The organism is Rugamonas rubra, from assembly GCF_900114705.1.
Classification (GTDB): domain Bacteria; phylum Pseudomonadota; class Gammaproteobacteria; order Burkholderiales; family Burkholderiaceae_D; genus Rugamonas; species Rugamonas rubra.
In genome coordinates this window covers 119,207-145,964 of the sequence record NZ_FOTW01000020.1, presented here as the reverse complement: position 1 = coordinate 145,964, position 26,758 = coordinate 119,207, and the positions used below count along the sequence as shown (strand labels likewise).

Genomic DNA, 26,758 nt, shown 5'->3' with positions numbered 1-26,758 from the left:
TCCTTACTTCCAGATATTCCAGGATGTCTGCATCCAACCGGCGACGATGACCAGGTACACCAGGGTCAAGGGAATGAACACTTTCCAGCCCAGACGCATGATCTGGTCGTAGCGGTAGCGTGGGAAGGTGCCGCGCACCCACACGAACAGCGAGACGATCAGGAAGGTCTTGGCGAACAGCCAGAAGAAGCCGCCGAAACCACCCCAGAATTCGAGGAACTTGAACGGTGCCGCCCAGCCGCCGAGGAACATGATCGAACCGAGCGCGCCGATCAGGATCATGTTGGCGTATTCGGCCAGCATGAACATGGCGTAGGCCATGCCCGAGTACTCGACCATGTGGCCGGCGACGATCTCGGACTCGCCCTCGACCACGTCGAAGGGATGGCGGTTGGCCTCGGCCAGGCCGGAGGTCAGGTAGACGACGAACAGCGGCAGCAGCGGCAGCCAGTTCCACGACAGGAAGTTGGCGCCGTGCTCGACGAAGAAGCCCTTCTCTTGGCCGGCGACGATGTCGATGAAGTTCAGCGAGCCGGACACCATCAGCACCACGACCAGCACGAAGCCCATCGGGATCTCGTAGGAGATCATCTGCGCCGAGGCGCGCATGGCGCCCATGAAGGAGTACTTCGAGTTGGAGGCCCAGCCGGCGATGATGATGCCGTAGACTTCCATCGAGGTGATCGCCAGCAACAGCAGCAGGCCGGCGTTGACGTTGGCCAACACCGCCTCGGGGCCGAAGGGCACCACCACCCAGGCGGCCAGCGCCGGCATGATGGTCATCACCGGACCGAGCACGAACAGGCCCGGGCTGGCCTTGGCCGGCATGATGATCTCTTTGAACAAGAGCTTGAGCGCGTCGGCGATCGGTTGCAGCAGACCCATCGGGCCGACCCGGTTGGGGCCGATACGGATCTGGATCGCGCCGATCAGCTTGCGCTCCCACAGGGTGGCGTAGGCGACCAGGCCCATCAGCGGCAGCAGCACGCAGACGATCTTGATCAAGGTCCAGATCAGCGGCCAGACCGGCGCCAGGAAACTGGTGGCGCCGAGGTTATTGATAACGGTGACGAATTCAGGCAGAGCCATTATTTACCCTCTCCTGCTTTTTCAACGTTGATGGAACCGAACATCGCGCCCAGCGCGGCGGTCGAGGCGTGGGCGGCGGCCACGCGCACGGCGTTGGCCGGCAGCTTGGCGTCGATCGCGGCGACCAGCACGGCGCTGCCGCCGCCCTGGCTCACTTTGACCTTGTCGCCGGCGACCACGCCGAGTTGCTGCGCCAGTTGGCTCGACAGCTGCGCTTGCGGCGCGGCCGCGTCGGCGGTCTTTTGCAGCGATTCGGCGCGGCGCACCAGGGCGTCGGCGAAGTAGATGGGCACGTCGGTGACGCGCTCCAGGCCGGCTGCGGCGACGTGCGCGGCGGCCACCGGGGCGGCCTTGGCGGCGTTGTTCAGGCGGGCCGACAGGTCGACCACGCCGGCGCCCAGCACTTCGTCACGCACCGCTTCCGAGGTCTCGTAGTCGAAGCCGTCGAGGCCGAGGATGTTGCCCAGCACGCGCAGCACTTTCCAGGCCGGGCGGGTTTCCAGCAGCGGACGCACGGTGCCGTTGAAGCTTTGTGCGCGGCCTTCGCAGTTGACGAAGGTGCCCGAGGTTTCGCTGAACGGCGACACCGGCAGCAGCACGTCGGCGTAGGCCATGCCGTGCTTGTAGGCCGACAGGACGACGACCATCTCGGCCTTGTCCAGCGCGGTCTTGGCTTGCTGCGGGTTGGCGGCGTCCAGTTCGGCTTCCACGTTGAGCAGCACGTAGGCTTGCTTAGGCGTGCTGAAGGCCGGCGCGGTGGCGCTGTTGGCCTTGGCCAGGTAGGCGCCGACGGTGTTGGCGGCCTCGGTCAGGTAGCCCAGCTTGGCGCCGGTTTGTTCGGCGATCCATTGCGCGGCGGCGTGCAGCGCGGCGGCCTGCGGGTGTTGCGTCGCCGCGTTGCCCAGCAGAACAGCTTTGTTTTCACCGGACAGCAGGCTGGCGGCGATCGCGTTGGCGGCGTCCGAAGCGCTGATCGCTTCAAAGCCGGCCGGCGCGGCAATCTCTTTCGCCTTGGCGACGGCCACCACCACTTCGGACAATGCGGCCAGCCAGTCGGACGGCGCGGCGATCATCTTGTTGGCGACGTTCATCAGCAGGTCGTCGTCGGCGGCGTGCAGGATCGACAGCTTGGCGCCGGCCTTGATGGCGGTGCGCAGGCGGGTCGCCAGCAATGGATGGTCCTTACGCAGGAAGGAGCCGATGACGAAGGCGCGGTTCAAGCGACCGAAGTCGTTGATCGACATGCCCAGCCACGGCGTCACGCCGGCGTCCAGCGACAGGTCGCTCTGGCGCAGACGCGTGTCGACGCTGTTCGAACCGAGGCCGCGCACCAGCTTTTGCAGCAGGTGCAGCTCTTCCAGGGTCGAATGCGGCGTCGCCAGCGCGGCGATGCCTTCGGCACCGTGTTCGTGCTTGATGTTCTTCAGGCCGTGCGCGACGTATTCCAGCGCGGTCTGCCAATCGACTTCCTTCCACTCGCCGCCCTGCTTCAGCATCGGCTGGGTCAGGCGGTCGGCGGCTTCCAGGCCTTCGTAGGAGAAACGGTCCTTGTCCGAGATCCAGCACTCGTTGACGTCGTCGTTTTCCAGCGGCAGTACGCGCTTGACCTTGCCGCCCTTGACCTGAACGATCAGGTTGGCGCCCAGGCCGTCGTGCGGGCTGACCGATTTGCGGCGCGACAGTTCCCACGAACGGGCGCTGTAGCGGAACGGCTTGGAGGTCAGCGCGCCGACCGGGCACAGGTCGATCATGTTGCCGGACATTTCAGAGTTGACCGTCTGGCCAACGAAGGAAACGATCTCGGAGTGTTCGCCGCGGCCGATCATGCCCAGCTCCATCACGCCGGCCACTTCCTGGCCGAAACGCACGCAGCGGGTGCACTGGATGCAGCGCGCCATCTCTTGCATCGAGACCAGCGGACCGGCTTCCTTCGGTTTGACAACGCGTTTTTCTTCCTCGTAACGGGAAGCGCTGTTGCCGTAACCGACGGCCAGATCCTGCAACTGGCATTCGCCGCCCTGATCGCAGATCGGGCAGTCGAGCGGGTGGTTAATGAGGAGGAATTCCATCACGCCACGTTGCGCCTGCACCGCCTTGTCGGAGGCGGAGCGCACGATCATGCCGGCGCTGACCGGGGTCGCGCAAGCGGGCAAAGGCTTGGGCGCCTTCTCCACTTCGACCAGGCACATGCGGCAGTTCGCTGCGATCGACAATTTCTTGTGATAGCAGAAGTGAGGGATGTAGGTTCCCAATTTGTTGGCGGCGTCCATCACCATGCTACCAGCAGGGACTTCGACTTTTTTGCCGTCTATTTCGATTTCAACCATGGTGATCGTTACCTGACGCAGCTTAGATGTAAGCGGGCACTAAGCAGTGCTTGTGCTCGACATGATATTCAAATTCTTCACGGAACTGCTTGATGAAGGCCCGGACCGGCATCGCCGCCGCATCGCCCAGCGCGCAGATGGTGCGGCCCTGGATGTTGTCGGCGATCGAGTTCAACATGTCCAGATCCGACGCGCGGCCCTGGCCGTTTTCAATACGGTGCACCATGCGGTACATCCAACCCGTGCCTTCGCGGCAAGGGGTGCACTGGCCGCACGACTCTTCGAAGTAGAAGTAGGACAGGCGCTCGAGCGCCTTGACCATGCAGCGCGTTTCGTCCATCACGATGACGGCGCCCGAACCGAGCATCGAACCGGCCTTGGCGATCGAGTCGTAGTCCAGGTCGGTGTTCATCATGATTTCGCCGCGGATCACCGGGGCGGACGAGCCGCCGGGGATGACCGCCTTGATCTTTTTGCCGCCGCGCATGCCGCCTGCCAGTTCCAGCAGTTTGGCGAACGGGGTGCCCAGCGGCACCTCGTAGTTGCCCGGCAGTTCGACGTCGCCGGAGATCGAGAAGATCTTCGAGCCGCCGTTGTTCGGCTTGCCCATCGCCAGGTATTTCTCCGGACCGATGTTCAAGACGAAAGGCACTGCCGCGAAGGTTTCCGTGTTGTTGATGGTGGTCGGTTTGCCGTACAGGCCGAACGAGGCGGGGAAAGGCGGCTTGAAGCGCGGCTGACCTTTTTTGCCTTCGAGCGACTCCAACAGCGCGGTCTCTTCGCCGCAGATGTAGGCGCCGTAGCCGTGGTGGGCGTGCAACTGGAAGCTGAACTCGCTGCCCATGATCTTGTCGCCCAGGAAGCCGGCGGCGCGCGCCTCTTCCAGCGCTTCCTCGAAGCGCAGGTATTCCTGGAAGATCTCGCCGTGGATGTAGTTGTAGCCCACGGTGATGCCCATCGCGTACGCGCCGATGGCCATGCCCTCGATCAGCGCATGCGGATTGTAACGAATGATGTCGCGGTCCTTGAAAGTACCCGGTTCGCCTTCATCTGTATTGCAGACGAGGTACTTCTGGCCGGGGAACTGGCGTGGCATGAAGCTCCACTTCAGGCCGGTCGGGAAGCCCGCGCCGCCACGGCCGCGCAAGGACGAGGCCTTGAGGTCGGCGATGATCTGTTCCGGCGTGATCTTTTCTTCGATGATGCGGCGCAGCGCGCTGTAGCCGCCACGGTTGACGTAGTCCTGCAGGTGCCAGTTCTTGCCGTCCAGACCCTTGAGGATCAGTGGATCGATGTGTCGATTGTGGAGTGACGTCATTTTACGGTTTTCCCACTAAGTTCCTCGACCAGGGTGTCGATCTTGTCGTTGGACATGAAGCTACACATGCGGTGGTTGTTCACCAACATCACCGGCGCGTCGCCGCAGGCGCCCATGCACTCGCCTTCCATCAGCGTGAACTCGCCGTCTTCCGTGGTGCCACGGTAGTCGATGCCCAGCTTGGCCTTCAGGTGCTGCGCGGCGCGCTCACCGCCGGACAGGGCGCAAGGCAGGTTGGTGCACACGGTGATCTTGTGCTTGCCGACCGGCTTGGTGTTGTACATATTGTAGAAGGTCGCCACTTCCTGCACGGCGATGGCCGGCATGCGGATGTAGTCGGCCAGTTCCTGCATGGTCTCGGTGGAGACCCAGCCCAGTTCTTCCTGGGCGTGGGCCAGCGCGGCCATCACGGCCGACTGCCGCTGGTCGGCCGGATACTTGGCCAACTCGCGGTCGATTTTTTTGTAGCACTGCTCTGATAACAACATATTTATGCCTCTAGGACTTATCTGTCGATTTCGCCGAAGACGATATCTTGTGTACCAATAATCGTGACCGCGTCGGCAATCATGTGGCCGCGCGCCATTTCGTCGAGCGCCTGCAGGTGCGGATAGCCCGGCGCGCGGATCTTCATGCGGTAGGGCTTGTTGGCGCCGTCCGACAGCAGATAGATGCCGAACTCGCCTTTCGGGTGCTCGACCGCGCTGTAAGCCTCGCCCGGCGGCACGTGGAAGCCCTCGGTGAACAGCTTGAAGTGGTGGATCAACGATTCCATGTTGGTCTTCATGTCGACGCGGCCCGGAGGCGCCACCTTGCGGTTGTCGGTCATGACCGGACCCGGATTGTTGCGCAGCCACTCGACGCACTGCTTCATGATGCGGTTCGACTGGCGCATCTCTTCGATACGCACCAGGTAGCGGTCGTAGCAATCGCCGTTGGTGCCGACCGGGATGTCGAAGTCGAGCAGGTCGTAGACCTCGTAGGGCTGGTGCTTGCGCAGATCCCATTCGACGCCCGAACCGCGCAGCATGGCGCCGGTGAAGCCCATCGCCAGCGCGTCCTCCGGTGCGACCACGCCGATGCCGACGGTACGCTGCTTCCAGATACGGTTGTCGGTCAGCAGCGTCTCGTATTCGTCGACATAGGTCGGGAAGCGGCGCGTGAAGTCCTCGATGAAGTCGAGCAGCGAGCCCTGGCGGTTCTCGTTCAGGCCGGCGATGGCCTTGGCGCTGCGGATGATCGACGGCTTGTGCTGCGGCATCGCGTCCGGCAGGTCGCGGTAGACGCCGCCCGGGCGGTAGTAGGCCGCGTGCATGCGCGCGCCCGACACCGCCTCGTAGCAATCCATCAGGTCTTCACGGTCGCGGAAGGCGTACAGGAAGGGGCCCATGGCGCCGACGTCGAGCGCGTGCGCGCCCAGCCACAGCAAGTGGTTCAGCAGACGGGTGATCTCGTCGAACATGACGCGGATGTACTGCGCGCGCAGCGGCACTTCCAGGTTCAGCAGCTTCTCGATGGCCAGCACGTAGGCGTGCTCGTTGCACATCATCGAGACGTAGTCGAGCCGGTCCATATACGGAACCGACTGCAGGTAGGTCTTCTGCTCGGCCAGCTTCTCGGTGCCGCGGTGCAGCAGGCCGATGTGCGGGTCGGCACGCTGGATGACTTCGCCGTCGAGCTCCAGCACCAGGCGCAACACGCCGTGGGCGGCCGGGTGCTGCGGACCAAAGTTCAGGGTGTAGTTTTTAATTTCGGCCATTATTTCGTCCCGTAATTTTCTTCGCGGATCACACGCGGCACGTTTTCACGCGGTTCGATCGTCACAGGCTGGTAGATCACGCGCTTCTGCTCGGGGTCGTAACGCATTTCGACATAGCCCGAGACCGGGAAGTCCTTGCGGAACGGGTGGCCGATGAAACCGTAATCGGTGAGGATGCGGCGCAGGTCGTTGTGGCCATCGAACAGGATGCCCATCACGTCGAACGCTTCGCGCTCGTACCAGTTGGCGGTGCGCCACAGGCTGATGACGGACGGCAGCAGCGGCATGTCGTCGTCGGCGGCGAACACGCGCACGCGCACGCGCCAGTTGTGCTTGACCGACAGCAGGTGCACCACGACGGCGAAGCGCAGGCCGTCCCAGGCACCCTCGCCGCCGAATTCGGAGTAGTCGACGCCGGCCAGGTCGATCAGCTGATCGAAGCCGAGGGCCGCGTCGTCGCGCAGCGTCTGCATGACGCCGTAATAGTCGGCGGCCTTGACCACCAGCGTGATTTCGCCCAGCGCGACGGTGGTGCTGACGCGCTCGCCCAGGGCCGTGGCCAGGGCGTTTTGCAGGACTTCTAAGTGTGTTGTCATATTCTGAAGCGATCCGGTTAGCGGGCGATCGTATTCGTACGCTTGATCTTGTTCTGCAACTGCATGATGCCGTACAGCAGCGCCTCAGCCGTCGGCGGGCAGCCCGGCACATAGACGTCGACCGGCACGATGCGGTCGCAACCGCGCACCACGGAATAGGAGTAGTGGTAGTAGCCGCCGCCGTTGGCGCAGGAACCCATGGAGATGACCCAACGTGGTTCCGGCATCTGGTCGTAGACCTTGCGCAGCGCGGGGGCCATTTTGTTGCACAGCGTGCCGGCCACGATCATCACGTCGGACTGACGCGGCGACGGGCGGAACACCACGCCAAAACGGTCCATATCATAGCGGGCAGCGCCCACATGCATCATTTCGACCGCACAGCAGGCCAGACCGAACGTCATCGGGAACATCGACCCGGTGCGCGCCCAGTTGATCAGCTTGTCGGCCGAGGTGGTGATGAAACCTTCGTTTAATACGCCTTCAATAGACATGGCTTATTCCCAATCAAGGGCACCTTTCTTCCAGATATACCAAAAACCGACCACGAATTCGGCGATAAACACCATCATCGTCACGAAGCCGGCCCAGCCCAGGTCGCGCATGGCGACGCCCCACGGGAAGAAGAATGCCGTTTCCAGATCGAACAAAATAAAGAGGATCGCGACCAGATAGTAGCGGACGTCGAACTTCATGCGCGCGTCTTCGAAAGCTTCGAAGCCACATTCATAGGGGGAGAGTTTGGCGGCATCTGGCTTGTTAGGTCCAAGCAGATGGCCCAGTACTTGGGGAAGGACACCGACGCCGATACCGACGAGGAGGAACAACAGGACGGGGAAGTAATTTTCGAGGTTCACGGTTGATGAGCTTAAGTTGAACGGTCGGTTAAAGGTCGCGCCACGGTGTTCTGCGGCGTACTTAACGCTTGACCCCAATCAATGAAAGCTTAGACCAGGATCAAACGACTATTATCCTCGTGAAAAAGCCAGCTTGGCATATGAGCCATGGCTCATGCGCCAATGCTGGCTTCTGATTTCTGGTGCCGACGACGAGACTCGAACTCGTACAGCTTGCGCCACTACCCCCTCAAGATAGCGTGTCTACCAATTTCACCACGTCGGCGGTAAGGCCGCTATTCTACTGTGTTTCTCCGCATTTGTTAATGCCATATTGCGTTAAAACAAGAAGAAAAGCGATAAATCTTTGATTCTTGTTATGCCCATTTGTTTTCGCAGGCTGAGGCGCCAAAACCATGGGCATTTCACTTCAACTACACGGCGGCGCCACCCTGCGACACCACCACTGCGGCCGCGTCAAACGCCTTGTGCGGGCGTCGCGCCGATCTGTTGGGGCGGTACCGACAACGCTGCCACGGACTGCTGGAAGCGTGCTTCATTCGCTGCATTTCTTACTGGCTGACCGGGTTAATTCGGCCAGCCGTTATTTTATTACATTTCTAAAGAGTCGGTACTACTTTACTAGCCGCAACAGCCGAATTATTTCGGAATCGATGCGGCGGCGCCACTCGCGGTCGGCGCGGCGGCGGCAGGAGCGGCCGCCGGGGCGGCGGCAGGCGCCGCAGCAGGCGTCGCGCTGGTCGGGATGGCGCCGGCGCCGGTGGCCGGCACAGGAGCGCTGACCTTGTCCATCACGCCGCCGGAAACACCGGTGTTGTGCTGGGTCGACAGGTAGGACAGCGCCAGCGTCGCGATGAAGAAGATCGCGGCGGCGATGCCGGTCGACTTCGACATGAAGTTCGACGAGCCGGTGGCGCCGAACAGGCTGCCGGAGGCGCCGGAACCGAAGGCGGCACCCATGTCGGCACCCTTACCGTGTTGCAGCAGCACCAGGCCGATGATGGCCAGGGCCGACAAGACTTGTACTACGATGACCAGATTGAACCAGGTACTCATGTTATTCCATTCTCAGTTTAAATTAGTTTTACGCGGCAGCGGAGATGATCGCGAGGAAATCCGCCGCTTTCAGCGCCGCCCCACCGATCAAGCCGCCATCGATATCGGCTTGCGCCATCAATTCTTTCGCATTGTCCGGCTTCATGCTGCCGCCGTACAGGATCTGCACACCGGCCGCCGCCAGCGGATTGACGCCGGCCAACTGGGCGCGCAGCACCTGGTGCACGTCCTGCGCCATTTGCGGCGTGGCCGTCTTGCCGGTGCCGATCGCCCAGACCGGCTCGTAGGCCAGCACCAGGCGCGCCACGTCGGCGGCGGGAATAGCCGCCAGCACGGCGCCGAGTTGTTCGCCAACAACAGCGTTGGTGCGCCCTGCTTCGCGCTCCTCCAGCGTTTCGCCGATGCAGACCACCGGCGTCAGGCCGGCGGCCAGCGCGGCCACGGTCTTCTGCGCCACCAACTCACTGCTTTCGCGGTGGTAGGCGCGGCGCTCGGAGTGGCCGACGATCACATAGCGGCAGCCGAAATCGACCAGCATGCCGGCCGCCACCTCGCCGGTGTAGGCGCCGCCGGCGTGGGCCGACAGGTCCTGCGCGCCCCAAGCGACGGCCGTGCCGGCCAGCTCCGCCTGGCACTGGGCCAGGTAGGGTGCCGGCGCACAAACGGCGCAATCGGCGCCGGTCGAGGTCAAACCTGCGGCGATACCCGACAATAAAGCCGAGTTGGCGGCGCGGTTGCCGTTCATTTTCCAATTGCCGATGACGAGTTTGCGTCGCATAGTAGCCTAAAATTCAATAACCCGCTATTTTAACGCGAGGCTGGAAGGCCGGTCAAACAAAGGCCGCGCCGATTGCGGCGCAAACGCCGCAATTCGATACATTTCCCACAAGTTTTCGCGGAAATCGTATCGAATTTTCCTTCAGGCCACGCCGTCAAATCACCTGCAGCATGATCTTGCCGACGTGGGTGCTGGCCTCCATCAGCGCGTGCGCCTGGGCCGCCTGCTCCAGCGGGAAGGTGCGGTAGATCACCGGCTTGATGCGGCCGGCCTCGAGCATCGGCCAGACGCGCTGGCGCAGCTGGGCGGCGATGGCGGCCTTGAAGGCCACCGGACGCGGTCGCAGGGTCGAGCCGGAGATGCTCAGGCGGCGGCGCAGCACCTGGCCCAGGTCGATGGTGGACTTGGCGCCGCCCAGCAGCGCGATGAGGCCGATGCGGCCGTCGTCGGCCAGGCAGGAGATTTCGCGCGGCAGATAGTCGCCGCCCACCATGTCGAGGATGACGTCGACGCCGCGCTCGCTGGTCAGCGCCTTGGCGACGGCGGCGAAGTCTTCGGTCTTGTAGTTGATGCCGCGTTCGGCGCCCAGCGCCTCGCAGGCGCGCGCCTTGTCGTCGCTGCCGGCGGTGGCGAAGACGCGGTGGCCCATGGCGGCGGCCAGCTGGATCGCCGTCACGCCGATGCCCGAGGTGCCGCCCTGCACCAGCAGGGTTTCGCCGGCGCTCAGGTGGGCGCGGTCGAACACATTGCTCCAGACGGTGAAATAGTTTTCCGGCAGCGAGGCCGCCTCCAGCACCGACCAGCCCTTGGGCACCGGCAGGCATTGCGGCACCGGCGCCACGCAGTATTCGGCATAGCCGCCGCCCTGCACCAGGGCGCAGACCAGGTCGCCTTTTTTGAAGGGGGAGCCGGCCAGGTCGCCGTCGACGATCTCGCCGGCCACCTCCAGGCCGGGCAGATCGGAGGCGCCCGGCGGCGGCGCGTAGCTGCCCTGGCGCTGGAACACGTCGGGACGGTTGATGCCGGCAGCGTGCACCTTGATCAGCAGCTCGCCGACCTTGACCACCGGCATGGGACGCTCGCACAGTTTGAGTACGTCGGCCGGGCCGGGCTGGGTGATTTCGATGGCGCGCATGGCTTGCCCTTGTCAGTTGAACGAAGGGCGATTGTACGATAGCTGGGCGGCGGCTGCAGCACCCCGCAACAGCCTGCCGCGCGGACACGCGGCGGCCGCGTGATAGGGGTCAGACCCCATGCGGGGTCTGCCCCCGGTGTGGCCTCGGGGTGGCCTCGGGGTGGCGGCCTGACAAGGCGCGGTAGTCCCCCCTACCCTCCCCCGCTGCGCGACTTGCCCGGCAGCGGCACGCCCGGCTTCCACGCGGCGGACAGCGACTGGCCCTCCTCGATCTGCTCCTGCGTCATGCTTTTGATCAGCATGGCGCGCTGCTCGGCGGCGTTGGACGAGCCGTTGGCCGCCGCCAAATTCCACAGCATGTAGGCGATCACGTTGTCCTGCGGCATGCCGCCGATGTGGTAGCGGTACATCAGCCCCAGCACCTGCTGGGCGTCCGCATGCCCCTGCTCGGCGGCCTTGCGGAACCACACCACGGCCTGCTTGTGGTCCTGGATCACCGCGTTGCCGGTGTAGTACATGGCGCCGACGACGTACTGCGCGTCGGCCTTGCCCTTCAGCGCGGCCTTGCGGTGCCAGGCCAGCGCCTGCTTGTAGTCCTGCGCCACGCCTCGGCCCATGTAGTACATCAGGCCCAGCAGGTGTTCCGCGTCGGCGTTGCCGGCCTTGGCCAGCGGCGCGATCTCGCGATAGGCCGCGCTGTAGTTCTTGTTGTTGTAGGCGGTCGCGCCTTCGGCGAAGCCGGCCATCGCGGCGGGCGCGGCGCCCAGGGCGAGACTGATCGCTAATATGAGTTTTTTCATGTCGCGTAAGAAATGGGTATTGGTATGACTGCGTTTTCATCCCGACTGCGGGACGCCATTTTTACTTCCAACTTACTTTGCCGAGGCCGTCGATGCTGACGCTGCGGTTGAGCGGCCTGCCGTAGACGGTGACGGAACCGAGCCCGGACAGGCTCAAGGTCGCGTTGGTCTTGGCGTTGACGATCGCATTGCCCAGGCCACTCAGGTCGAGGCTCACCGAGTCGACCTGGAACTGGTGCGCGTTCAAGCCGCCCAGACCGCCCAGGCTGGCCTTCAACAAGCGACTGCGCCCGCCGAGCGTGATATGACCGGCGCCGTGCAGGTCGAGTTCCACGCTGTCGTTCTCGCTGACCCACAAATTCATGCTGCCCACACCGCCCAGGCTGGCCTTCAGGTTCTTGTAGTCGACCGCCACCTTCATGCTGCCGGCGCCGTCCATCGTCAACTCCAACTCGTCGCCGCTGAAGCCGGCGATATCGGTCATGCCGACGCCCTCGGAGACCACCTCGCGCAGCGCCGGCAACACCAGCACGGCGCGCACGGCCGTGTTGTTGAACTTGAAGCCACGCATCTCCGACTCCAGGTGCAGCGTGTCGCCGGCCTGCGAGGTGGCCAGCTTGCCCATGTAGCGCCGCTCGGCGGTGATGGTCAGCGTCGGCACGGCGCCCTGGCGCAGTTTCAAATCGACCATGCCATCCAGTTTAATCCGCGTCACGCGGGCGTCAATGGGGCGGGTTTCGGTGACCGTGTCGTCGGCCTGGGCGCGGCCCAGCAGCGTACACAGGGCGGCGAACAGCAAGCCAAATGGGAGAAGTTTGTTCATGTCGGGTTCCTTCGGACGTCGTTCTTTTTAGCCAGCGGCAAGAAAGCCCGGCGCGTGCGCCGGGCTCTGCAAACAGCGAATGGTGCAGCACAGCGCGGCGCGGGACAAGGTTTCGTCCCGCGCCGTGCCGCGCGCCAGCGGTCGGTCGGCTTAGCCGAGCGACTTGGCTTGCCGCACGACGGCCAGGCGCGGTGCCGACACCACTTGCATCTTGGCGGGCGCAGTGGCGCCCGCGCCGACGAACTGGGCCGCCGGCATGGCGGCGCGCACCGGAACGTCGGTGGTGGTGTAGCTGGCCAGGCCCAGAACGACGGCGACGGCGACGAAGACCGATTCCATGTTTTTAGCGATGTTCATTTTTTTCTCCCCTTGGCGTTGACGGCGTGCCTGCTGGTGGGCGGCTGCCGCGTTGATGTGTTGCTTGATGTGTTGGTGTATGTGATCACTATAGCCAGGGCGGCGGCCGGGCCGGGGCGGATTGCGACGAACTGCACAATTTGCGGCCCAGACGACAAAATACGGCGCCAGAGGCGCGCGGCGGCGGCCCATCGCAACAATTGAATAGATTGGGCGGGACGATATGTTTATATAATCGACAGCCCGTTGCCATCCCATCGCCCGGCCCGTCCGGGGCATCCACCACCAGAGGAAATTACCGCACATGAAAAAAACGCTCGCGCTGATCTGCACCACGACAACCCTACTCAGCGGCTGCGGCGGCGGGGGCGGCGGCACGACGGCGGCGCCGCTGCCACCGCCGGTGGCGCTGCCGCTGGCGGCCTATGTGGGCGAATGGGCCGGCGAGTGCGCCGACCACCAGCGCGACGGCGTCCTCATCAAGGCGGTCGGCAACAGCGCGCTGAGTCTGACGGCGCGCACCGACTACTACGACAAGGCCGATTGCAGCGGCGCCATCATCGCCACGGAACGCTCCAGCGCCGACATCGCGATGACCTACGTGAGCAGTGTCGACAGCAGCGTCGCCCTCGGTCCCGGCGTGGCCGCCAAGACCATCAAGGTCGACCAGGTCAACGTGGTGGTGCCGACCTCCACCACCACGCTGAGCGGCAGCGCCGTCAGCACGGTGACGCAAAACGGCGTGCAGTTGCAGTGCGTGTCGTATAGCAACGGCGAGCGGGCCTGCGCCAACACCCAGGGCAGCCAGGTCGGCGGCAGCGGCCCCGGCGGCCTGTACGCCACCGACATGTACACGCTGATCTCCAGCGGCAGCGGCTACACCTTCGAGCAGCGCTTCAGCAAAAAGTAACCGGAAAGCTGGCGGCCAGCGGTTCTTCCGCCCCGACTAGGCCGAGGCGCCCGCCGCCAGCGGCGTGAAGGCGGCGCCGGGCAGCACGATGATGGCGCGGAAGCCGCCGTCCGGGTGGTTGTCGAGCAGCAGCTCGCCGCCGTGGGCCTGGACGATGCCGCGCGCGATGCCCAGCCCCAGCCCCATGCCGCTGCTGTTCTGCCGGCGGCCGTGTTCGAGCCGCACATACGGCTCGAACAAATTCTTGAACGCGCTCTCCGGCACGCCCGGGCCGTGGTCGCGGATTTCGATCTCGATGTTGCTGCCCTGCGGACGCACGGCGATCTCCACCTGCTTGCCGTAGTGCAGCGCGTTGTTGAGCAGGTTGCCGATGGCGCGCTTGAGCGCCAGCGGCTTGGCCGCCACGCTCAGGCCGGAGTCGGCGAAGGACACCTCGTGGCCGGCCAGCTGGGCGTCGCGCACCATGCGGCCGAGCAAGGCGTCGAGGCGGATCTCGGTCGGGTTCTCGTGGATGTCGCTGTCCTTCACCGTCTGCAGGGCGCCCTTGACCATCATGTCGAGCTCGTCCAGATCCTCGTGGAACTCGTTGCGCAGCTGGTCGTCGTCGAGCAGCTCGGCGCGCAGCTTGAGGCGCATGATCGGCGTGCGCAGGTCGTGCGAGATGGAGACGAACAGGCGCTCGCGGTCCTCGATGTAGCGCTGGATGCGTTCGCGCATGGCGCCGAAGGCGCGCGCCGTCTTGACGAACTCGCGGCTGCCGGTTTCCGGCAGGGCCGGCATGTGCTCGCCGTTGCCGAAGGCGGTGGCCGCCTCGGACAGCGCCGCCAGCGGCCGCGTGGTCCAGCGCACCACCAGGATCGACAGCACCAGCACGGCCGCCAGCGACAGCGCCTGCAGCAGCAGGCGGTCGCGCGTCAGCGGGTTGCCGCTGTCGAGGAAGTAGGGGTTGGGCATCAGCGTGGCCAGGTAGAGCCAGTGGCCGGGGTCCATCTCGGCCTGGATCAGCAGGATGGGCGCGGCGGTCGGCTTGGTCAGCACGATGTGCTGCACCCAGCTGTCGGGCAGGTCGTTGATGGTGGCGCCGTCGTCGCCGACGGCCAGCTTGTCCGGCCAGGCGAAGGCGATGCGCACGTTCGACACGTTGGGCAGGTCCTCCTTCAAGGTGGCGCGCACCTGCTTGAGGGCGATGTCGGCCAGCGCCTGCCGGCCGATCGGCACCACGTCGACCGGGGCGCGGTTGATGTTGACCAGGAAGCGGGTGCCGCCCATCTCGCGGAACTGCTGGATGATCAGCGGCCGGTAGTTGGGCGGCAGGCTGAGGAAGAAGCGCACCGCGCTGGCGGCGCTGTGGGCCAGGTGCTGCGAGGCGGTGCTGGCCTCGACCTCGGCCTCGGCGCGGCGCTGGGTGGCCCAGATGAAGTTGCCGGCCAGCTGGGTCAGCATGACGCCGGCCACCATCACCACCGACAGCCGCCCCAGCAGCGAGGACGGCAGCACCCGCGCCAGCCAGCGCCCCGGCCGCAGGCTAGACATTGCTGACGCTGACGTCGGCCGAGAACACGTAGCCGGCGCCGCGCACGGTCTTGATCAGCAGCGGCTTCTTGCCGGCGTCGTTCAGGCGCAGGCGCAGGCGCGAGATCTGCACGTCGAGGAAGCGGTCCATCGGGCCGGCGTCGCGGCCGCGGGTTTCCTCGCACAGCACGCTGCGGTCGAGGATGTCGCCGGCGTGCTCGACGAAGTAGCGCAGCAGCTGGAAGTCGAGCCCGGTGAGCGGCACCAGCTCGCCGGTCGGCCCGGTGACGGTGCGCTCGACCGTGTCGAGCGTGAAGCCGACGAAGCGGTAGAAGCGCGGCGCGGCGACGGCGACGTTGTCCATGCCGGTGCGGCGGTGGATCGCCTTGATGCGCGCCAGCAGCTCGCGCGGGCTGTAGGGCTTGGAGATGTAGTCGTCGGCGCCCAGCTCGAGGCCGACGATGCGGTCGGTCTCGTCGGAGCTGGCGGTGAGCATGATGATGGGCACGTTGGAACGGCGCCGCACCGTCTTGCAGAGGGCGAAGCCGTCGGTGTCGGGCAGCATGACGTCGAGGATCACCAGCGACAACTCGTCGGCGTAGCGGTTGAACTCGGCCAGGAAGGCCTCGCCGTTGTGCGCCAGGCCGACGTCGTACTGGTTTTTCTCCAGATAGGTCTTGAGCAGGGTCCGGGTCTTTTGGTCGTCGTCAACGATCAGGATTTTACGCATGGTTCCGTTCTGTTCTGTGGGGTCTTGCCTATTGGGTCTTGCTGAAGGTGCGCGCGATGGTGCCCAGGCGGCGCTGGGTGTCGGCCACCTTGACGTTGTCGTCGAGGAAGAACCGGTGCACCTCGGCCACCATGGCGTCGCGCACCAGCTCGTCGGTGGCCATGCGGTGCACCAGGCTGGGGATCTGCGCCTGGGGCCCGCTGGAGAACAGTTTAAACGAAGCGCGCGCGCAGCTGTCCATTTTCGCCAGTTGCGGGTTGCGCAGCACCGGGATCGAGCCCTTGATCTGGTTGTAGTCGTTCTGGATCGCCGGCGCCATGATGATGGCGGCCAGCCGCTCCTGCGCCGAGCGGTGCGACTCGCGCGTGGCCAGCATGCTCAGCGTGTCGATGTTGTACAGGTGGTAGGCGGCGGTGCCGGGCACGTAGGCGCAGCCGAAGCCCTCGTCGGTGGCCAGGCCGCGCGCGTTGAGCTCGCCCTTGGCCCAGTCGCCCATCACCAGCATGCCGGCCTCGCCGTCGGCCAGCTGGCGCGTGGTGTCGTCCCAGGTGCGCTCGGGCACCGGCTGGTTCATCCATTTCTTCAGGTAGCGCAGGCGGCCCAGCGCGGCCGTCAGGCGGGCGTCCTGGTAGGCGCCGGCGTCGCGCCGCTGGAACAGGGCGCGGTAGAAGTCGGCGCCCTCGGCCAGCACCAGCGTCTCGAACAGGGTGGCCACCTGCCACGGCTCGCTGCTCTGCGCCAGCGGCACCACGCCGGCCTGTTGCAGCACGCCGGCGGCGTGCTCGAACTCGGCCCAGGTGGACGGCGGCGCCAGCTTGTACTGGGTGAACAGCTTGCGGTTGTAGAACAGGGTGTTGATGCGGTGCACGCCGAGCGGCGCGGCGTAGACATGGCCGTCGGATTGGATCGCCGCCGCCACGGTGGGCAGCAGCAGCTTGTCCCACTTGCCGGCGGCGGCCACCACGTCGAGGTCGAGCAGCAGGTCGAGCCGGGCCCAGTCGCGGATGACGATGCCGTTGACCTGGGCCACCTCGGGGGCGTCCTTGGCCAGCATGCGGCTGCGCAGCACGATGCCGGCACCGACGCCCGACCCGTTGGGGATCATGCTGTCGCGCCAGCCGATGTTCTCCTCGTTGAGCTTGGCGGCGATCAGGTCGACCGCCTTGCGCTCGCTGGCCGACTTCCACCAGTGCAGCACTTGCAGCCCCTCGGCTTGGCCGGCGCCGCACGCGGCCAGGCAAGCCAGCGCCAGCAAGCGGCGCAGGAAATATCCCATGTCTCCTCACTCCTACGACGGCCGCCTCGTTGGGCTGGCCTGTTGTTGTTGTCGATGTCGGCGCCCGCTGTTGCTGCCACACGCGGCCGCGCCATACCGCCGAGACTATACATTATGTCATTCGCGGAACGTTGGTAAGCATGTAAACCATTTTGCAAGGAAGCGTGTGCTTTTGTTGCGAAATGTTGCAGGCTAGTAGCTCGCAAGCGACTCGGCGACCGGCCCCGCCACAGAGTGGGGACGGGGAAAAACGCGGCCGGTGGATTGTAAAGTTATGTAAGCGGTCCGCTCGTGTTGAAAGTGTCATTTCACAACAAAATCAAGCACTTAATGCTTTTAGCCACACTTTGCCGGCCCTCACTGGTATCACATTTGGTGCAATGTTACTGTCTGCTGGCCGTAGCAAATTACTACAAGAAACACCACCAGCAAGTGTGGCTAGCACGTCGGCAAGGACTTGAGACTACACGGGATCTTTAGCGTCGTGTCCGGGGCCGCACTCTTAAAACCAGAAGGAGACAATCGTAATGAATCGTACCGTCCTCAAAACCCTGCCCGCCGCACTGGCTCTGGCGCTCGCTTGCGGCGCCGCCTACGCCGGCGACCACGAAACCGAAGGCTTCCACGGCTATGTCCGCGCCGGCGCCGGTTCCAGCTCGGAAAAAGGCCCGCAAAGCTGCTTCGGCCTGGGCGGCATCACGATGTCCTACCGTTTGGGCAACGAGTGCGACAGCTTCACCGAATTCGGCTACACCAAGGAGTTCGCCAAGTCGGCCAACGGCGCCAGCTTCGTCGGCACCGTCTGGGTCGACGCCTACAAGAACAGCTCGGACTTCGGCGACGCCAAGACCAGCATCGCCAAGGCCTACGTCGAAGCGAAAAACCTGCCGTTCATGAACGGCGGCATCGTCTGGGCCGGTAAGCGCCACTACTACCGTCCCGACATCCACATGCTCGATCTGCAGTACATCAACATGAACGGCACCGGCGCCGGTGTCGACGGCCTGCCGCTGGGCGCCGGCAAGTTCAGCTACGCTATCTTCAAGGATAACGACCTGAACAACGTCAACACCGTCACCGGCAAGATCACCTCCGCTTCGGCGGTGCGCCAGAACCTGGTCTACGAAGGCCTGCCGGTCAACGAGAACGGCACCCTGGACGGCGCCTTGTCGATCATCACCGCCAGCAGCAAGGACGACGGCGACAAGACCCACAACGGCTGGCAGGTCTCGCTGTTCCACCGCCAGGCCAAGGTGTTCGGCGGCTCCAACACCGTCGGCGTGCAATACGGCGTCGGCCCCGGCACCGGCATCAACGGTCCTTGCTGCGCGCGTATCGGCCCTTCGGGCAGCACCCTGCTCGGCTCCGACTACACCCGCGTGCGCGTGTTCGACGACCTGGTGATCCAGCCTACCCGCCAGTTCAGCATGGAGTTCGTCGGCCTGTACCAGCGCGACAAGAACGACCGGGACGGCGCCCAGACCTGGACCACCGTCGGCGCCCGCCCGGTGTACGCCTTCGCGCAGAACTTCAAGCTGCAGGCCGAACTGGGCGTGACCCGTCTGAAAAAGGACACCAGCCCGGACACCATGCGCCTGACCAAGCTGACCATCGCCCCGACCATCACCGTCGGCGAGGACTACTGGTCGCGTCCCGAGCTGCGCCTGTTCGTCAGCTACGGCAAATGGAACGACGCCGCCACCAAGGCTGTGAACGCGTTCAACAACCAGGGTCCTGTGTACGGCAGCAACACCAGCGGCGCCTCGGCCGGCATCCAACTGGAAGCCTGGTGGTAATCCGCGGCTAAGACCCAATAGCTAGTCCCGCCGCCCGCCCCGCCGTATCCGCGCGGGGCGGCTGCCGGGTTCGCAGCATCCCCTTGTGCCACGCGCAAGGGGACATAGCAGCGCCGTACCACGGCGCTACAATCATCCAATCTAGGAAGACCGATACCATGAAATTGAAACCTTTCGTCCAAGCCGCCTTGGCGCTCGCCACCGTTGTCGCCGCCACCCCGGCCGTGCACGCCGCAGCCCAAGTTGAAGTGCTGCACTACTGGACCTCGGGCGGCGAAGCCAAGTCGATCGCCGAGCTGAAGAAAATGATGGAAGCCAAGGGCGTGGCGTGGAAGGACTTCGCCGTCGCCGGCGGCGCTGGCGAGAACGCCACCACCGCGCTGAAAGCCCGCGTCATCGCCGGCAGCGCGCCGACCGCCGCGCAGATCAAGGGCCCATCGATCCAGGAATGGGGTCAGGAAGGCGTGCTGGCCAACATCGACGCCGCCGCCACCGAAGGCAAGTGGGACAGCCTGCTGCCGTCCGTGGTATCGAACGTGATGAAGTACAAGGGCCACTACGTCGCCGTGCCGGTCAACGTGCACCGCGTCAACTGGCTGTGGGTCAACCCCGAGGTGCTGGCCAAGGCCGGCGCCAAGGCGCCGACCAATATGGACGAGTTCTTCGTCGCCGCCGAAAAAATCAAGAAGGCCGGCCTGATCGCCGTCGCCCACGGCGGCCAGCCATGGCAGGACACCACCGTGTTCGAGTCCGTCGTGCTGGGCACCGGCGGCGCCGCGTTCTACGACAAGGCCCTGGTCAAACTGGACCAGGCCGCGCTGACCGGCCCGCAAATGCTCAAGTCCTTCGAGACGTTGGCCAAGATCAAGACCTACATCGACAAGGACGCCGCCGGCCGCGACTGGAACCTGGCCACCGCCATGGTCATCAACGGCAAGGCCGGCATGCAGTTCATGGGCGACTGGGCCAAGGGCGAGTTCACCGCCGCCGGCAAGGTCGCCGGCAAGGACTTCCTGTGCCTGCCAGCACCTGGCACCGAGAAGGCCTTCACCTTCAACATCGACTCGCTGGCCATGTTCAAGGTCAAGAACGCCGACGAGCAAAAGGCCCAGCTGAGCCTGGCCAGCGCCGTCATGAGCCCCGAGTTCCAGGAAGTGTTCAACCTGAACAAGGGTTCGATCCCGGTCCGCGCCGGCGTTTCGCGCGCCAAGTTCGACGCCTGCGCCACCCGTTCGATGGACGACATGGCCGCCGCCAGCAAGGCCGGCGGTCTGGAGCCGAGCATGGCCCACGGCATGGCGATCGACTCGGCCAAGGCCGGCGCGATCCAGGACGTGGTCGCCAAGTTCATGAACTCGGCCATGACGCCGCAGGCCGCCGTGCAAGCGCTGGCCAAGGCCGCCAAAACCAAGTAAGCGAACAAATAGGTCAACAAGTAAGTCAACAAGTAAGCTGGTGATTGCGCAAACGCGCGACGCCAGCAAGTAGTAAAGCTGTCAAGGCGCGCCGACCCACCCGGGCCGGCGCGCGGCAGGAAAGGGCGCGCGTCGGCGATTTCGCGCGCGCCTTGTCCTTCTGCCCTAGTTCTGGAGAATCTGCATGTCCGCCACACCCGTTTCCACGGCCCGCCCGCTGCCTTCCGCAGCGGCGCGCGCCCCGGCCTCCGGCAGCCGCCTCGCTGCCCTGGCCGACACCTGGCTGCCGCGCCTGGTGCTCTCGCCCACCATCATCGCCTCGCTGGTCTTCGTCTACGGCTTCATCGGCCTGACCGCCTGGCTGTCGCTGACCGAATCGCGCATGATGCCGAACTTCGAGTTCGCCGGCTTCGGCCAGTACACCACCCTGTTCGAGATCGACCGCTGGTGGACCTCGGCCAGCAACCTGGGCATCTTCGGCGGCCTGTTCATCCTGGTCTGCCTGGTGATCGGCCTTTCCATGGCGATCCTGCTCGACCAGCGCATCCGCCACGAGGGCGCGCTGCGCGCCATCTACCTGTACCCGATGGCGCTGTCGTTCATCGTCACCGGCGCCGCCTGGAAGTGGATCCTCAACCCCGGCCTCGGGCTGGAGAAGATGGTGCACGACTGGGGCTTCCCCAACTTCAGCTTCGACTGGCTGGTCAACTCCGACATGGCGATCTACACCGTCGTCATCGCCGGCGTGTGGCAGTCCTCCGGCTTCGTCATGGCCCTGTTCCTGGCCGGCTTGCGCGGCGTCGACGACGCCATCATCAAGGCCGCCATGGTCGATGGCGCCAGCCTGCCGACGATTTACCGCCGCATCGTGATCCCCTCCCTGCGTCCGGTCTTTTTTAGCGTGTTACTCGTACTGGCCCACATCGCCATCAAGAGCTTCGACCTGGTGATGGCGCTGACCGCCGGCGGCCCCGGCAACTCGTCGGACGTGCCGGCCATCTTCATGTACCAGTTCTCCTTCACCCGTGGCCAGCTCGGCCTGGGCGCCGCCTCGGCGATGATGATGCTGGCCACCGTTCTGGCCGTCCTCGTGCCGCTGATGTATATGGAAACCAAAGGAGCCCGCAATGGACGCTAATATCAACGCCGAGGGCAGCCGCCTGACGCCGGGCCGCTTCGCCATCTACACCCTGCTGGTGCTGGTGGCCCTGTACTACCTGGCGCCGCTGTACGTGATGGTGACCACCTCGCTGAAGACGCTCGACCAGATCCGCGAGGGCAACCTGCTCGACTTCCCGCTGCAACCGACCACCGCCGCCTGGGGCAAGGCCTGGGCCACCGCCTGCACCGGCGTGCGCTGCGAGGGCCTGCAGCCCTACTTCTGGAACTCGGTGAAGATGGTGATCCCGGCGGTGCTGCTGTCGAGCCTGATCGGCTCGCTCAACGGCTATGTGCTGGCGCACTGGCGCTTCCGTGGTTCCAACGTGGTGTTCACCGCGCTGATGGTCGGTTGCTTCATCCCCTTCCAGGTGGTGATCCTGCCGATGGCGCGCCTGCTCGGCATGGCCGAGCTGGCCAACACCACCAGCGGCCTGGTGGTGGTCCACATCATCTACGGCGTGGCCTTCACCACCCTGTTCTTCCGCAACTACTACGTCTCGGTGCCGGAGGAGTTGGTCAACGCCGCCCGCATCGACGGCGCCGGCTTCTTCACCATCTACCGCCGCATCATCTTCCCGCTGTCGCTGCCCATCTTCATGGTCTGCTTCATCTGGCAGTTCACCCAGATCTGGAACGACTTCCTGTTCGGCGTGGTGTTCGGCGGCTCGGACGCGCAGCCGGTGACGGTGGCGCTCAACAACCTGGTCAACACCTCGACCGGGGTGACCGAGTACAACGTCAACATGGCCGCCGCGATCATCGCCGCGCTGCCGACCCTGGTGTTGTACATGGTGGCGGGCAAATACTTCGTGCGCGGCCTGACCGCCGGCGCCGTCAAGGGCTGATTCATAGGCCGGCCCGCCCAGGGTCAGACCCTAGGGTCTGACCCTCCCGCGCGCCGGCCGATCCATACCAAATTCATATCCAGTCCGGCCAGATGGCCGGCACTGTCAGGAGACATAGCATGGCAAGTTTAACTATTCGTAATGTGCGCAAGGTGTACCCGAACGGCGCGGAAATTCTGAAGGGCATCAACCTGGACATCGAGGACGGCCAGTTCATCATCCTGGTGGGCGGCTCGGGCTGCGGCAAGTCGACCCTGCTCAACATGATCGCCGGCCTGGAGACCATCTCCGAGGGCGAGATCATGATCGGCGACCGGGTCGTCAACAACATCCCGCCCAAGTCGCGCGACATCGCCATGGTGTTCCAGTCCTACGCCCTGTACCCGACCATGACGGTGCGCGAGAACATCTCCTTCGGCCTGGGCATCCGCAAGGTGCCCAAGGACGAGCAGGACAAGATCGTCAACCGGGTCGCCGAGACGCTGCAAATGACCCACCTGCTCGACCGCAAGCCGGCCATGCTGTCGGGCGGCCAGCGCCAGCGCGTCGCCATGGGCCGCGCCATCGCCCGCGACCCCTCGCTGTTCCTGTTCGACGAGCCGCTGTCGAACCTGGACGCCAAGCTGCGCGTCGAGATGCGCGCCGAAATCAAGCTGCTGCACCAGCGCCTCGGCGCCACCATCGTCTACGTCACCCACGACCAGATCGAGGCGATGACCCTGGGCGACCGCATCGCCGTGATGCGCGACGGCGTGGTGCAGCAGTACGGCAGCCCGCAGGACATCTACGACAAGCCGGACAACCTGTACGTGGCCGGATTCATCGGCTCGCCGTCGATGAACTTCCTTCGCGGCAAGCTCGTGCCGCAGGGCGACGGCGCCGCCTTCGCCCTGGAGCACGGCGGCGTGACCACCCTGCTGCCGGTGCCGGGCGACAACAGCGTGCTCAAGCAGCACCAGAACCGTGACATCATCCTCGGCATCCGCCCCGAGCACGTCACCGACGCCGAGAGCGCCCGCCGCGCCTCGGCCGAGGGCCGCTACCACCCGACCGAGGTCGACTGCGTGGTCGAGATGACCGAGCCGACCGGCCCGGACACCCTGGTGTTCGCCTGGTTCAACGGCATCCGCGCCACCTGCCGCACCCACCCGCGCGCCGGCGCCCTGCCCGGCCACGACGTCAAACTGGCCTTCGACCTGTCGAAGGCGGTGTTCTTCGATCCGGCCACGGAACAGCGCGTCGACCTGAGCGTGTAAGCCAATCCTTTTCCCCGCTCGCTTTCGGCCAGCCCGGCCACAGGCCGAGAGCGAGGGTCAGACCCTGAGGGTCTGACCCTGGATAGGCGCCGCTGCCCCAGTGGAGCGCCCCCCCCCCCCCCCCCCCCCCCCCCCCGATCCAGCCGCATTGCGGGTTGCCACATCCTCGCTTCCGCGCGCCTTCCGCCACACCCGCACATCATTTCACAACAAGAAGCCGGCGACAGTCCGGCACTATGGAGACAGAAAATGAAGCTCAACAACATCAAGATCGGCTATCGCCTGATGCTCGGCTTCGGCCTGATGCTGGTGCTGATGGCCGGCATCACCGCCGTCGGCACCCTGGCCACGCGGCAGACCCGCGACAACCTGACCCGCTCGGTCGAGCGCAGCAACGCCAAGTCGGCCCAGGTGGCGGCGATGCGACAAAACCTGTTCCGCCAGGGCCTGGCTGCGCGCAACATCGGCGCCACCACCGACCTCAACCAGATGCAAAAGGAGATGGCCAACATAGTCGCCGAGCAGAAGCGCTACCGCGACAACCTGGCCAAGCTGGAGGCGGTGCGCCTGAACCCCGAGGAGCAGGCCATCGTCGCCGAGATGCAGGGCTACGACAAGGCCAGCCTGCCCTTCATGAAGCAGGCCGAGGAGTACGTGGCCGGCTTCAACGCCGGCCAGGCGCTCAAGGTGCTGACCGGCCAGGTGGCGCCGCTGCAGGACAAGTGGCTGGCCGCCATCGACCGCATCGCCGGCCTGCAGAACCGCGAGATCCAGCACAGCCTGGACGAGTTCGACAGCGAGAGCCGGCGCGCCAACGGCGCGATGATGCTGATCTGCGCGCTGGCCATGTCGCTGGCGCTGCTGGTGGCCTGGCGCCTGAGCCGCAGCATCACCGCGCCGCTGCACGAGGCGCTGGGGCTGGCGCGCCGCGTCGCCGCCGGCGACCTGACGCTGAACATCGACTCGCCGTCCAACGACGAAACGGGCCAGCTGCTGGCCGCCCTGCACGAGATGAACGACAGCCTCGTCAAGACCGTCGGCGCGGTGCGCAACGGCACCGAGAGCATCACCGTCGCCTCGCGCGAGATCGCCAGCGGCAACGCCGACCTGTCCTCGCGCACCGAGGCGCAGGCCAGCGCGCTGGAGCAGACCGCCAGCTCGATGGAGGAGCTGACCGGCACCGTCAAGCAGAACGCCGAGCACGCCCAGCAGGCCACCCAGCTGGCCGCCACGGCGTCCAGCGTGGCCGCCGAGGGCGGCCAGATCGTCGCCGAGGTGGTCGGCACCATGGGTTCGATCAAGCAAAGCTCGTACAAGATCGTCGACATCATCGGCGTCATCGACGGCATCGCCTTCCAGACGAATATTCTGGCGCTCAACGCGGCGGTGGAGGCGGCGCGCGCCGGCGAGCAGGGCCGTGGCTTCGCTGTCGTCGCCGGCGAGGTGCGCAACCTGGCCCAGCGCAGCGCCAGCGCGGCCAAGGAGATCAAGGAGTTGATCGGCCACTCGGTCGAGCGGATCGACGCCGGCAGCCGGCTGGTCGACTCGGCCGGGCAGACCATGACGGCGATCGTCACGTCGGTGCGGCAGGTGGCCGACTTCATGCAGGACATCACCGCCGCCAGCCGCGAGCAAAGCGTCGGCATCGAGGAGGTCAACCGCGCCATCGGCCAGATGGACGAGATGACGCAGCAGAACGCGGCGCTGGTGGAACAGGCGGCGGCGGCAGCGGCAGCGGAGAGCATGCAGGAGCAGTCCCTGCTGCTGGCCCAAGCGGTCAGCATCTTCAAACTGGGCGACGGCCAGCCGGGCGCCGGCTTGGCGGCCGGACTGCCGCCGGGATTACCGATGGCGTCACCGGCGGCGCGCCGGGTGCCGCTGGCGCGCGCCAAGGCGCCGGCCAAGCCGGCGCGGCCGCGCCCTCCGCTGGCCTATGTCGACTAGGCGAGACCACAAGCGTCGAGTTCAGACCCGCCCCGGAGCGCCAAGCCAGGGTCAGACCCTAGGGTCTGACCCTCGGGTTACGTTGCGGCGGCCCACCGATGAATCAGCCGGCCCGCCCTCACTGCCTGCCGCCCTCCTCCGCCAGACGCTTCTGCAAAGCCGTCCGGCTCAGCTCGGCATACGCCTTGCAGGCGCCGCTCGACAGCAGCGGATTCTTGCCCGCCTCGCGCGCCGCCATCTTCTCCCACAGCTGGGCGGCGTTGGGGTGCACAGTGACCAGGATGTCGCAGGGCAGCGTCTCCATGGTCTTGAAGCTGCGCTCGAAGTCGCGCAACACCGCCGGATAGCTGCTGCTGGCGGAAAACTTGAACGGCGCGGCGGCGATCGGGTTGATGCTGTCGGCATAGACGATGTTGGCGCAACCCTGGCGGTCGCAGGCGCGCCAGCTCCAGCTCAGGCCGCCCGGCGTGTGGCCCGGCGTGAAGTGGGCGGTCAGCTTGTTGCCGCCCAGCGTGACCGTCTGGCCGTCGCGCACCGTGCGCACGCGGGCCAGCGGCGCCCACGGCGTGCTGTCGCTGGCCTGCGGGTCGGCGCGCTCGACTTTGCCGCGCCGCAGCGCCAGCGCCGCCAGCGGGCTGGCCAGCACCGTCGCCCCGCTCATGCGTTGCAGCTCGGCCAGGCCGCCGGCATGGTCGACGTGGGCGTGCGAGGTCAGGATCAGCTTGACGTCCTCGATGCGGAAGCCGAGCTGGCGCACGCTGGCGGCGATGCGCTGGGCCGACTCGGGCAGGCCGCCGTCGATCAGGATGTGGCCGGCCGGCGAGGTCACCAGCGCCGCGCTCAGCCCCTCCACGCCGACGTAGTAGCTGTTGCCGTACAGCGGGAACGGCTCCACCGCGTCGTTCCAGTCGCCCCAGCCGGCGGCGCGGGCCGGCGTGGTCGACAGGGCGGCGCAGCAAACGAGGGCGGCGGCGAGCAGTGCGCGTGTTGGGTTCGGCATGACAAATTGAGTGAGAAA

General features: G+C 65.5%; 25 protein-coding genes and 1 tRNA gene. 7 read left to right on the top strand and 19 right to left on the bottom strand.

Translation table 11 applies throughout. The annotated features are described in order from the left end of the window. Nucleotides 1-3: 3 nt before the first annotated feature. The 15 genes from nuoH to BM252_RS20625 form a co-directional block, all read right to left on the bottom strand. Entirely contained in the window at nucleotides 4-1,089 is a 1,086-nt protein-coding gene (gene nuoH, locus BM252_RS20695; protein ID WP_093389569.1) for an NADH-quinone oxidoreductase subunit NuoH, read from the bottom strand. Then, complete coding sequence (nuoG, locus tag BM252_RS20690; protein WP_093389568.1) at nucleotides 1,089-3,416, bottom strand: NADH-quinone oxidoreductase subunit NuoG; 2,328 nt, start codon at nucleotides 3,414-3,416, stop codon at nucleotides 1,089-1,091. The genes nuoH and nuoG overlap by 1 nt, the downstream gene beginning before the upstream one ends. A gap of 22 nt (nucleotides 3,417-3,438) precedes the next feature. Continuing rightward, the gene (gene nuoF, locus BM252_RS20685; RefSeq protein ID WP_093389567.1) at nucleotides 3,439-4,734 is read right to left on the bottom strand and encodes an NADH-quinone oxidoreductase subunit NuoF; all 1,296 of its coding nucleotides are present in this window, start codon (nucleotides 4,732-4,734) and stop codon (nucleotides 3,439-3,441) included. Next, nucleotides 4,731-5,222, bottom strand: coding sequence for an NADH-quinone oxidoreductase subunit NuoE (nuoE, locus tag BM252_RS20680; protein ID WP_093389566.1), 492 nt, complete (start codon nucleotides 5,220-5,222; stop codon nucleotides 4,731-4,733). Before nuoE ends, nuoF begins: the two co-directional genes overlap by 4 nt. Nucleotides 5,223-5,239: 17 nt before the next feature. Then, nucleotides 5,240-6,493 carry an NADH-quinone oxidoreductase subunit D gene (locus tag BM252_RS20675; RefSeq protein ID WP_093389565.1) on the bottom strand — a complete coding sequence of 418 codons (1,254 nt, stop codon included), beginning with the start codon at nucleotides 6,491-6,493 and terminating at the stop codon, nucleotides 5,240-5,242. Next, on the bottom strand, nucleotides 6,493-7,089 hold the full coding sequence (locus BM252_RS20670; RefSeq protein WP_093389564.1) for an NADH-quinone oxidoreductase subunit C: 597 nt from the start codon (nucleotides 7,087-7,089) through the stop codon (nucleotides 6,493-6,495). Before BM252_RS20670 ends, BM252_RS20675 begins: the two co-directional genes overlap by 1 nt. Before the next feature lie 17 nt (nucleotides 7,090-7,106). After that, nucleotides 7,107-7,583, bottom strand: a complete 477-nt coding sequence (locus tag BM252_RS20665; protein WP_093389563.1) for a NuoB/complex I 20 kDa subunit family protein — start codon at nucleotides 7,581-7,583, stop codon at nucleotides 7,107-7,109. A 3-nt stretch (nucleotides 7,584-7,586) separates the two neighbouring features. After that, a complete protein-coding gene (locus BM252_RS20660; RefSeq protein WP_093389562.1) occupies nucleotides 7,587-7,946 on the bottom strand; it encodes an NADH-quinone oxidoreductase subunit A in 360 nt (119 codons plus the stop codon). A 180-nt stretch (nucleotides 7,947-8,126) separates the two neighbouring features. Continuing rightward, nucleotides 8,127-8,211, bottom strand: a tRNA-Leu gene (locus BM252_RS20655). Between the two features lie 374 nt (nucleotides 8,212-8,585). After that, nucleotides 8,586-9,002: a preprotein translocase subunit SecG gene (gene secG, locus BM252_RS20650; protein WP_093389561.1), complete on the bottom strand. Its 417-nt coding sequence runs from the start codon at nucleotides 9,000-9,002 to the stop codon at nucleotides 8,586-8,588. Between the two features lie 28 nt (nucleotides 9,003-9,030). Then, nucleotides 9,031-9,780, bottom strand: coding sequence for a triose-phosphate isomerase (gene tpiA, locus BM252_RS20645; protein WP_093389560.1), 750 nt, complete (start codon nucleotides 9,778-9,780; stop codon nucleotides 9,031-9,033). 154 nt (nucleotides 9,781-9,934) lie between these two features. Further along, the gene (locus BM252_RS20640; RefSeq protein WP_093389559.1) at nucleotides 9,935-10,915 is read right to left on the bottom strand and encodes an NAD(P)H-quinone oxidoreductase; all 981 of its coding nucleotides are present in this window, start codon (nucleotides 10,913-10,915) and stop codon (nucleotides 9,935-9,937) included. A gap of 191 nt (nucleotides 10,916-11,106) precedes the next feature. After that, nucleotides 11,107-11,715, bottom strand: coding sequence for a tetratricopeptide repeat protein (locus BM252_RS20635; RefSeq protein WP_093389558.1), 609 nt, complete (start codon nucleotides 11,713-11,715; stop codon nucleotides 11,107-11,109). Between the two features lie 61 nt (nucleotides 11,716-11,776). Further along, the gene (locus BM252_RS20630) at nucleotides 11,777-12,538 is read right to left on the bottom strand and encodes a GIN domain-containing protein (protein WP_093389557.1); all 762 of its coding nucleotides are present in this window, start codon (nucleotides 12,536-12,538) and stop codon (nucleotides 11,777-11,779) included. A gap of 150 nt (nucleotides 12,539-12,688) precedes the next feature. Then, entirely contained in the window at nucleotides 12,689-12,895 is a 207-nt protein-coding gene (locus tag BM252_RS20625) for a hypothetical protein (protein ID WP_093389556.1), read from the bottom strand. Nucleotides 12,896-13,199: 304 nt separating this feature from the next. Here BM252_RS20625 and BM252_RS20620 point away from each other — a divergent pair, with 304 nt between their 5' ends. Continuing rightward, entirely contained in the window at nucleotides 13,200-13,805 is a 606-nt protein-coding gene (locus BM252_RS20620; RefSeq protein WP_093389555.1) for a hypothetical protein, read from the top strand. 36 nt (nucleotides 13,806-13,841) lie between these two features. Here BM252_RS20620 and BM252_RS20615 read toward each other — a convergent pair whose 3' ends face one another. Genes BM252_RS20615 through BM252_RS20605 form a run of 3 tightly spaced genes read right to left on the bottom strand, consistent with a single transcriptional unit; the run spans nucleotide 13,842 to nucleotide 17,323 of the window. After that, the gene (locus BM252_RS20615; protein ID WP_093389554.1) at nucleotides 13,842-15,338 is read right to left on the bottom strand and encodes an ATP-binding protein; all 1,497 of its coding nucleotides are present in this window, start codon (nucleotides 15,336-15,338) and stop codon (nucleotides 13,842-13,844) included. After that, nucleotides 15,331-16,047: a response regulator gene (locus tag BM252_RS20610; RefSeq protein WP_093389553.1), complete on the bottom strand. Its 717-nt coding sequence runs from the start codon at nucleotides 16,045-16,047 to the stop codon at nucleotides 15,331-15,333. The genes BM252_RS20615 and BM252_RS20610 overlap by 8 nt, the downstream gene beginning before the upstream one ends. Nucleotides 16,048-16,075: 28 nt before the next feature. Then, entirely contained in the window at nucleotides 16,076-17,323 is a 1,248-nt protein-coding gene (locus tag BM252_RS20605; RefSeq protein WP_093389552.1) for an ABC transporter substrate-binding protein, read from the bottom strand. 527 nt (nucleotides 17,324-17,850) lie between these two features. Between BM252_RS20605 and BM252_RS20600 the strand changes: the two genes are divergently transcribed. The 6 genes from BM252_RS20600 (at nucleotide 17,851) to BM252_RS32025 (ending at nucleotide 25,740) form a co-directional block, all read left to right on the top strand. Continuing rightward, nucleotides 17,851-19,119: a maltoporin gene (locus BM252_RS20600; RefSeq protein ID WP_093389551.1), complete on the top strand. Its 1,269-nt coding sequence runs from the start codon at nucleotides 17,851-17,853 to the stop codon at nucleotides 19,117-19,119. Nucleotides 19,120-19,277: 158 nt separating this feature from the next. Continuing rightward, complete coding sequence (locus tag BM252_RS20595) at nucleotides 19,278-20,534, top strand: ABC transporter substrate-binding protein (RefSeq protein WP_093389550.1); 1,257 nt, start codon at nucleotides 19,278-19,280, stop codon at nucleotides 20,532-20,534. Between the two features lie 184 nt (nucleotides 20,535-20,718). Next, nucleotides 20,719-21,672 (top strand): carbohydrate ABC transporter permease, encoded by a 954-nt coding sequence (locus tag BM252_RS20590; RefSeq protein WP_093389549.1) that lies wholly within the window; start codon nucleotides 20,719-20,721, stop codon nucleotides 21,670-21,672. Then, nucleotides 21,662-22,540, top strand: a complete 879-nt coding sequence (locus BM252_RS20585; RefSeq protein ID WP_093389548.1) for a carbohydrate ABC transporter permease — start codon at nucleotides 21,662-21,664, stop codon at nucleotides 22,538-22,540. The genes BM252_RS20590 and BM252_RS20585 overlap by 11 nt, the downstream gene beginning before the upstream one ends. 119 nt (nucleotides 22,541-22,659) lie before the next feature. Further along, a complete protein-coding gene (locus BM252_RS20580) occupies nucleotides 22,660-23,796 on the top strand; it encodes an ABC transporter ATP-binding protein (RefSeq protein WP_093389547.1) in 1,137 nt (378 codons plus the stop codon). A 249-nt stretch (nucleotides 23,797-24,045) separates the two neighbouring features. Next, a complete protein-coding gene (locus BM252_RS32025; protein WP_093389546.1) occupies nucleotides 24,046-25,740 on the top strand; it encodes a methyl-accepting chemotaxis protein in 1,695 nt (564 codons plus the stop codon). Between the two features lie 118 nt (nucleotides 25,741-25,858). Here BM252_RS32025 and bla read toward each other — a convergent pair whose 3' ends face one another. Further along, on the bottom strand, nucleotides 25,859-26,740 hold the full coding sequence (gene bla / locus BM252_RS20570) for a subclass B3 metallo-beta-lactamase (RefSeq protein ID WP_093389545.1): 882 nt from the start codon (nucleotides 26,738-26,740) through the stop codon (nucleotides 25,859-25,861). Nucleotides 26,741-26,758: the final 18 nt, after the last annotated feature.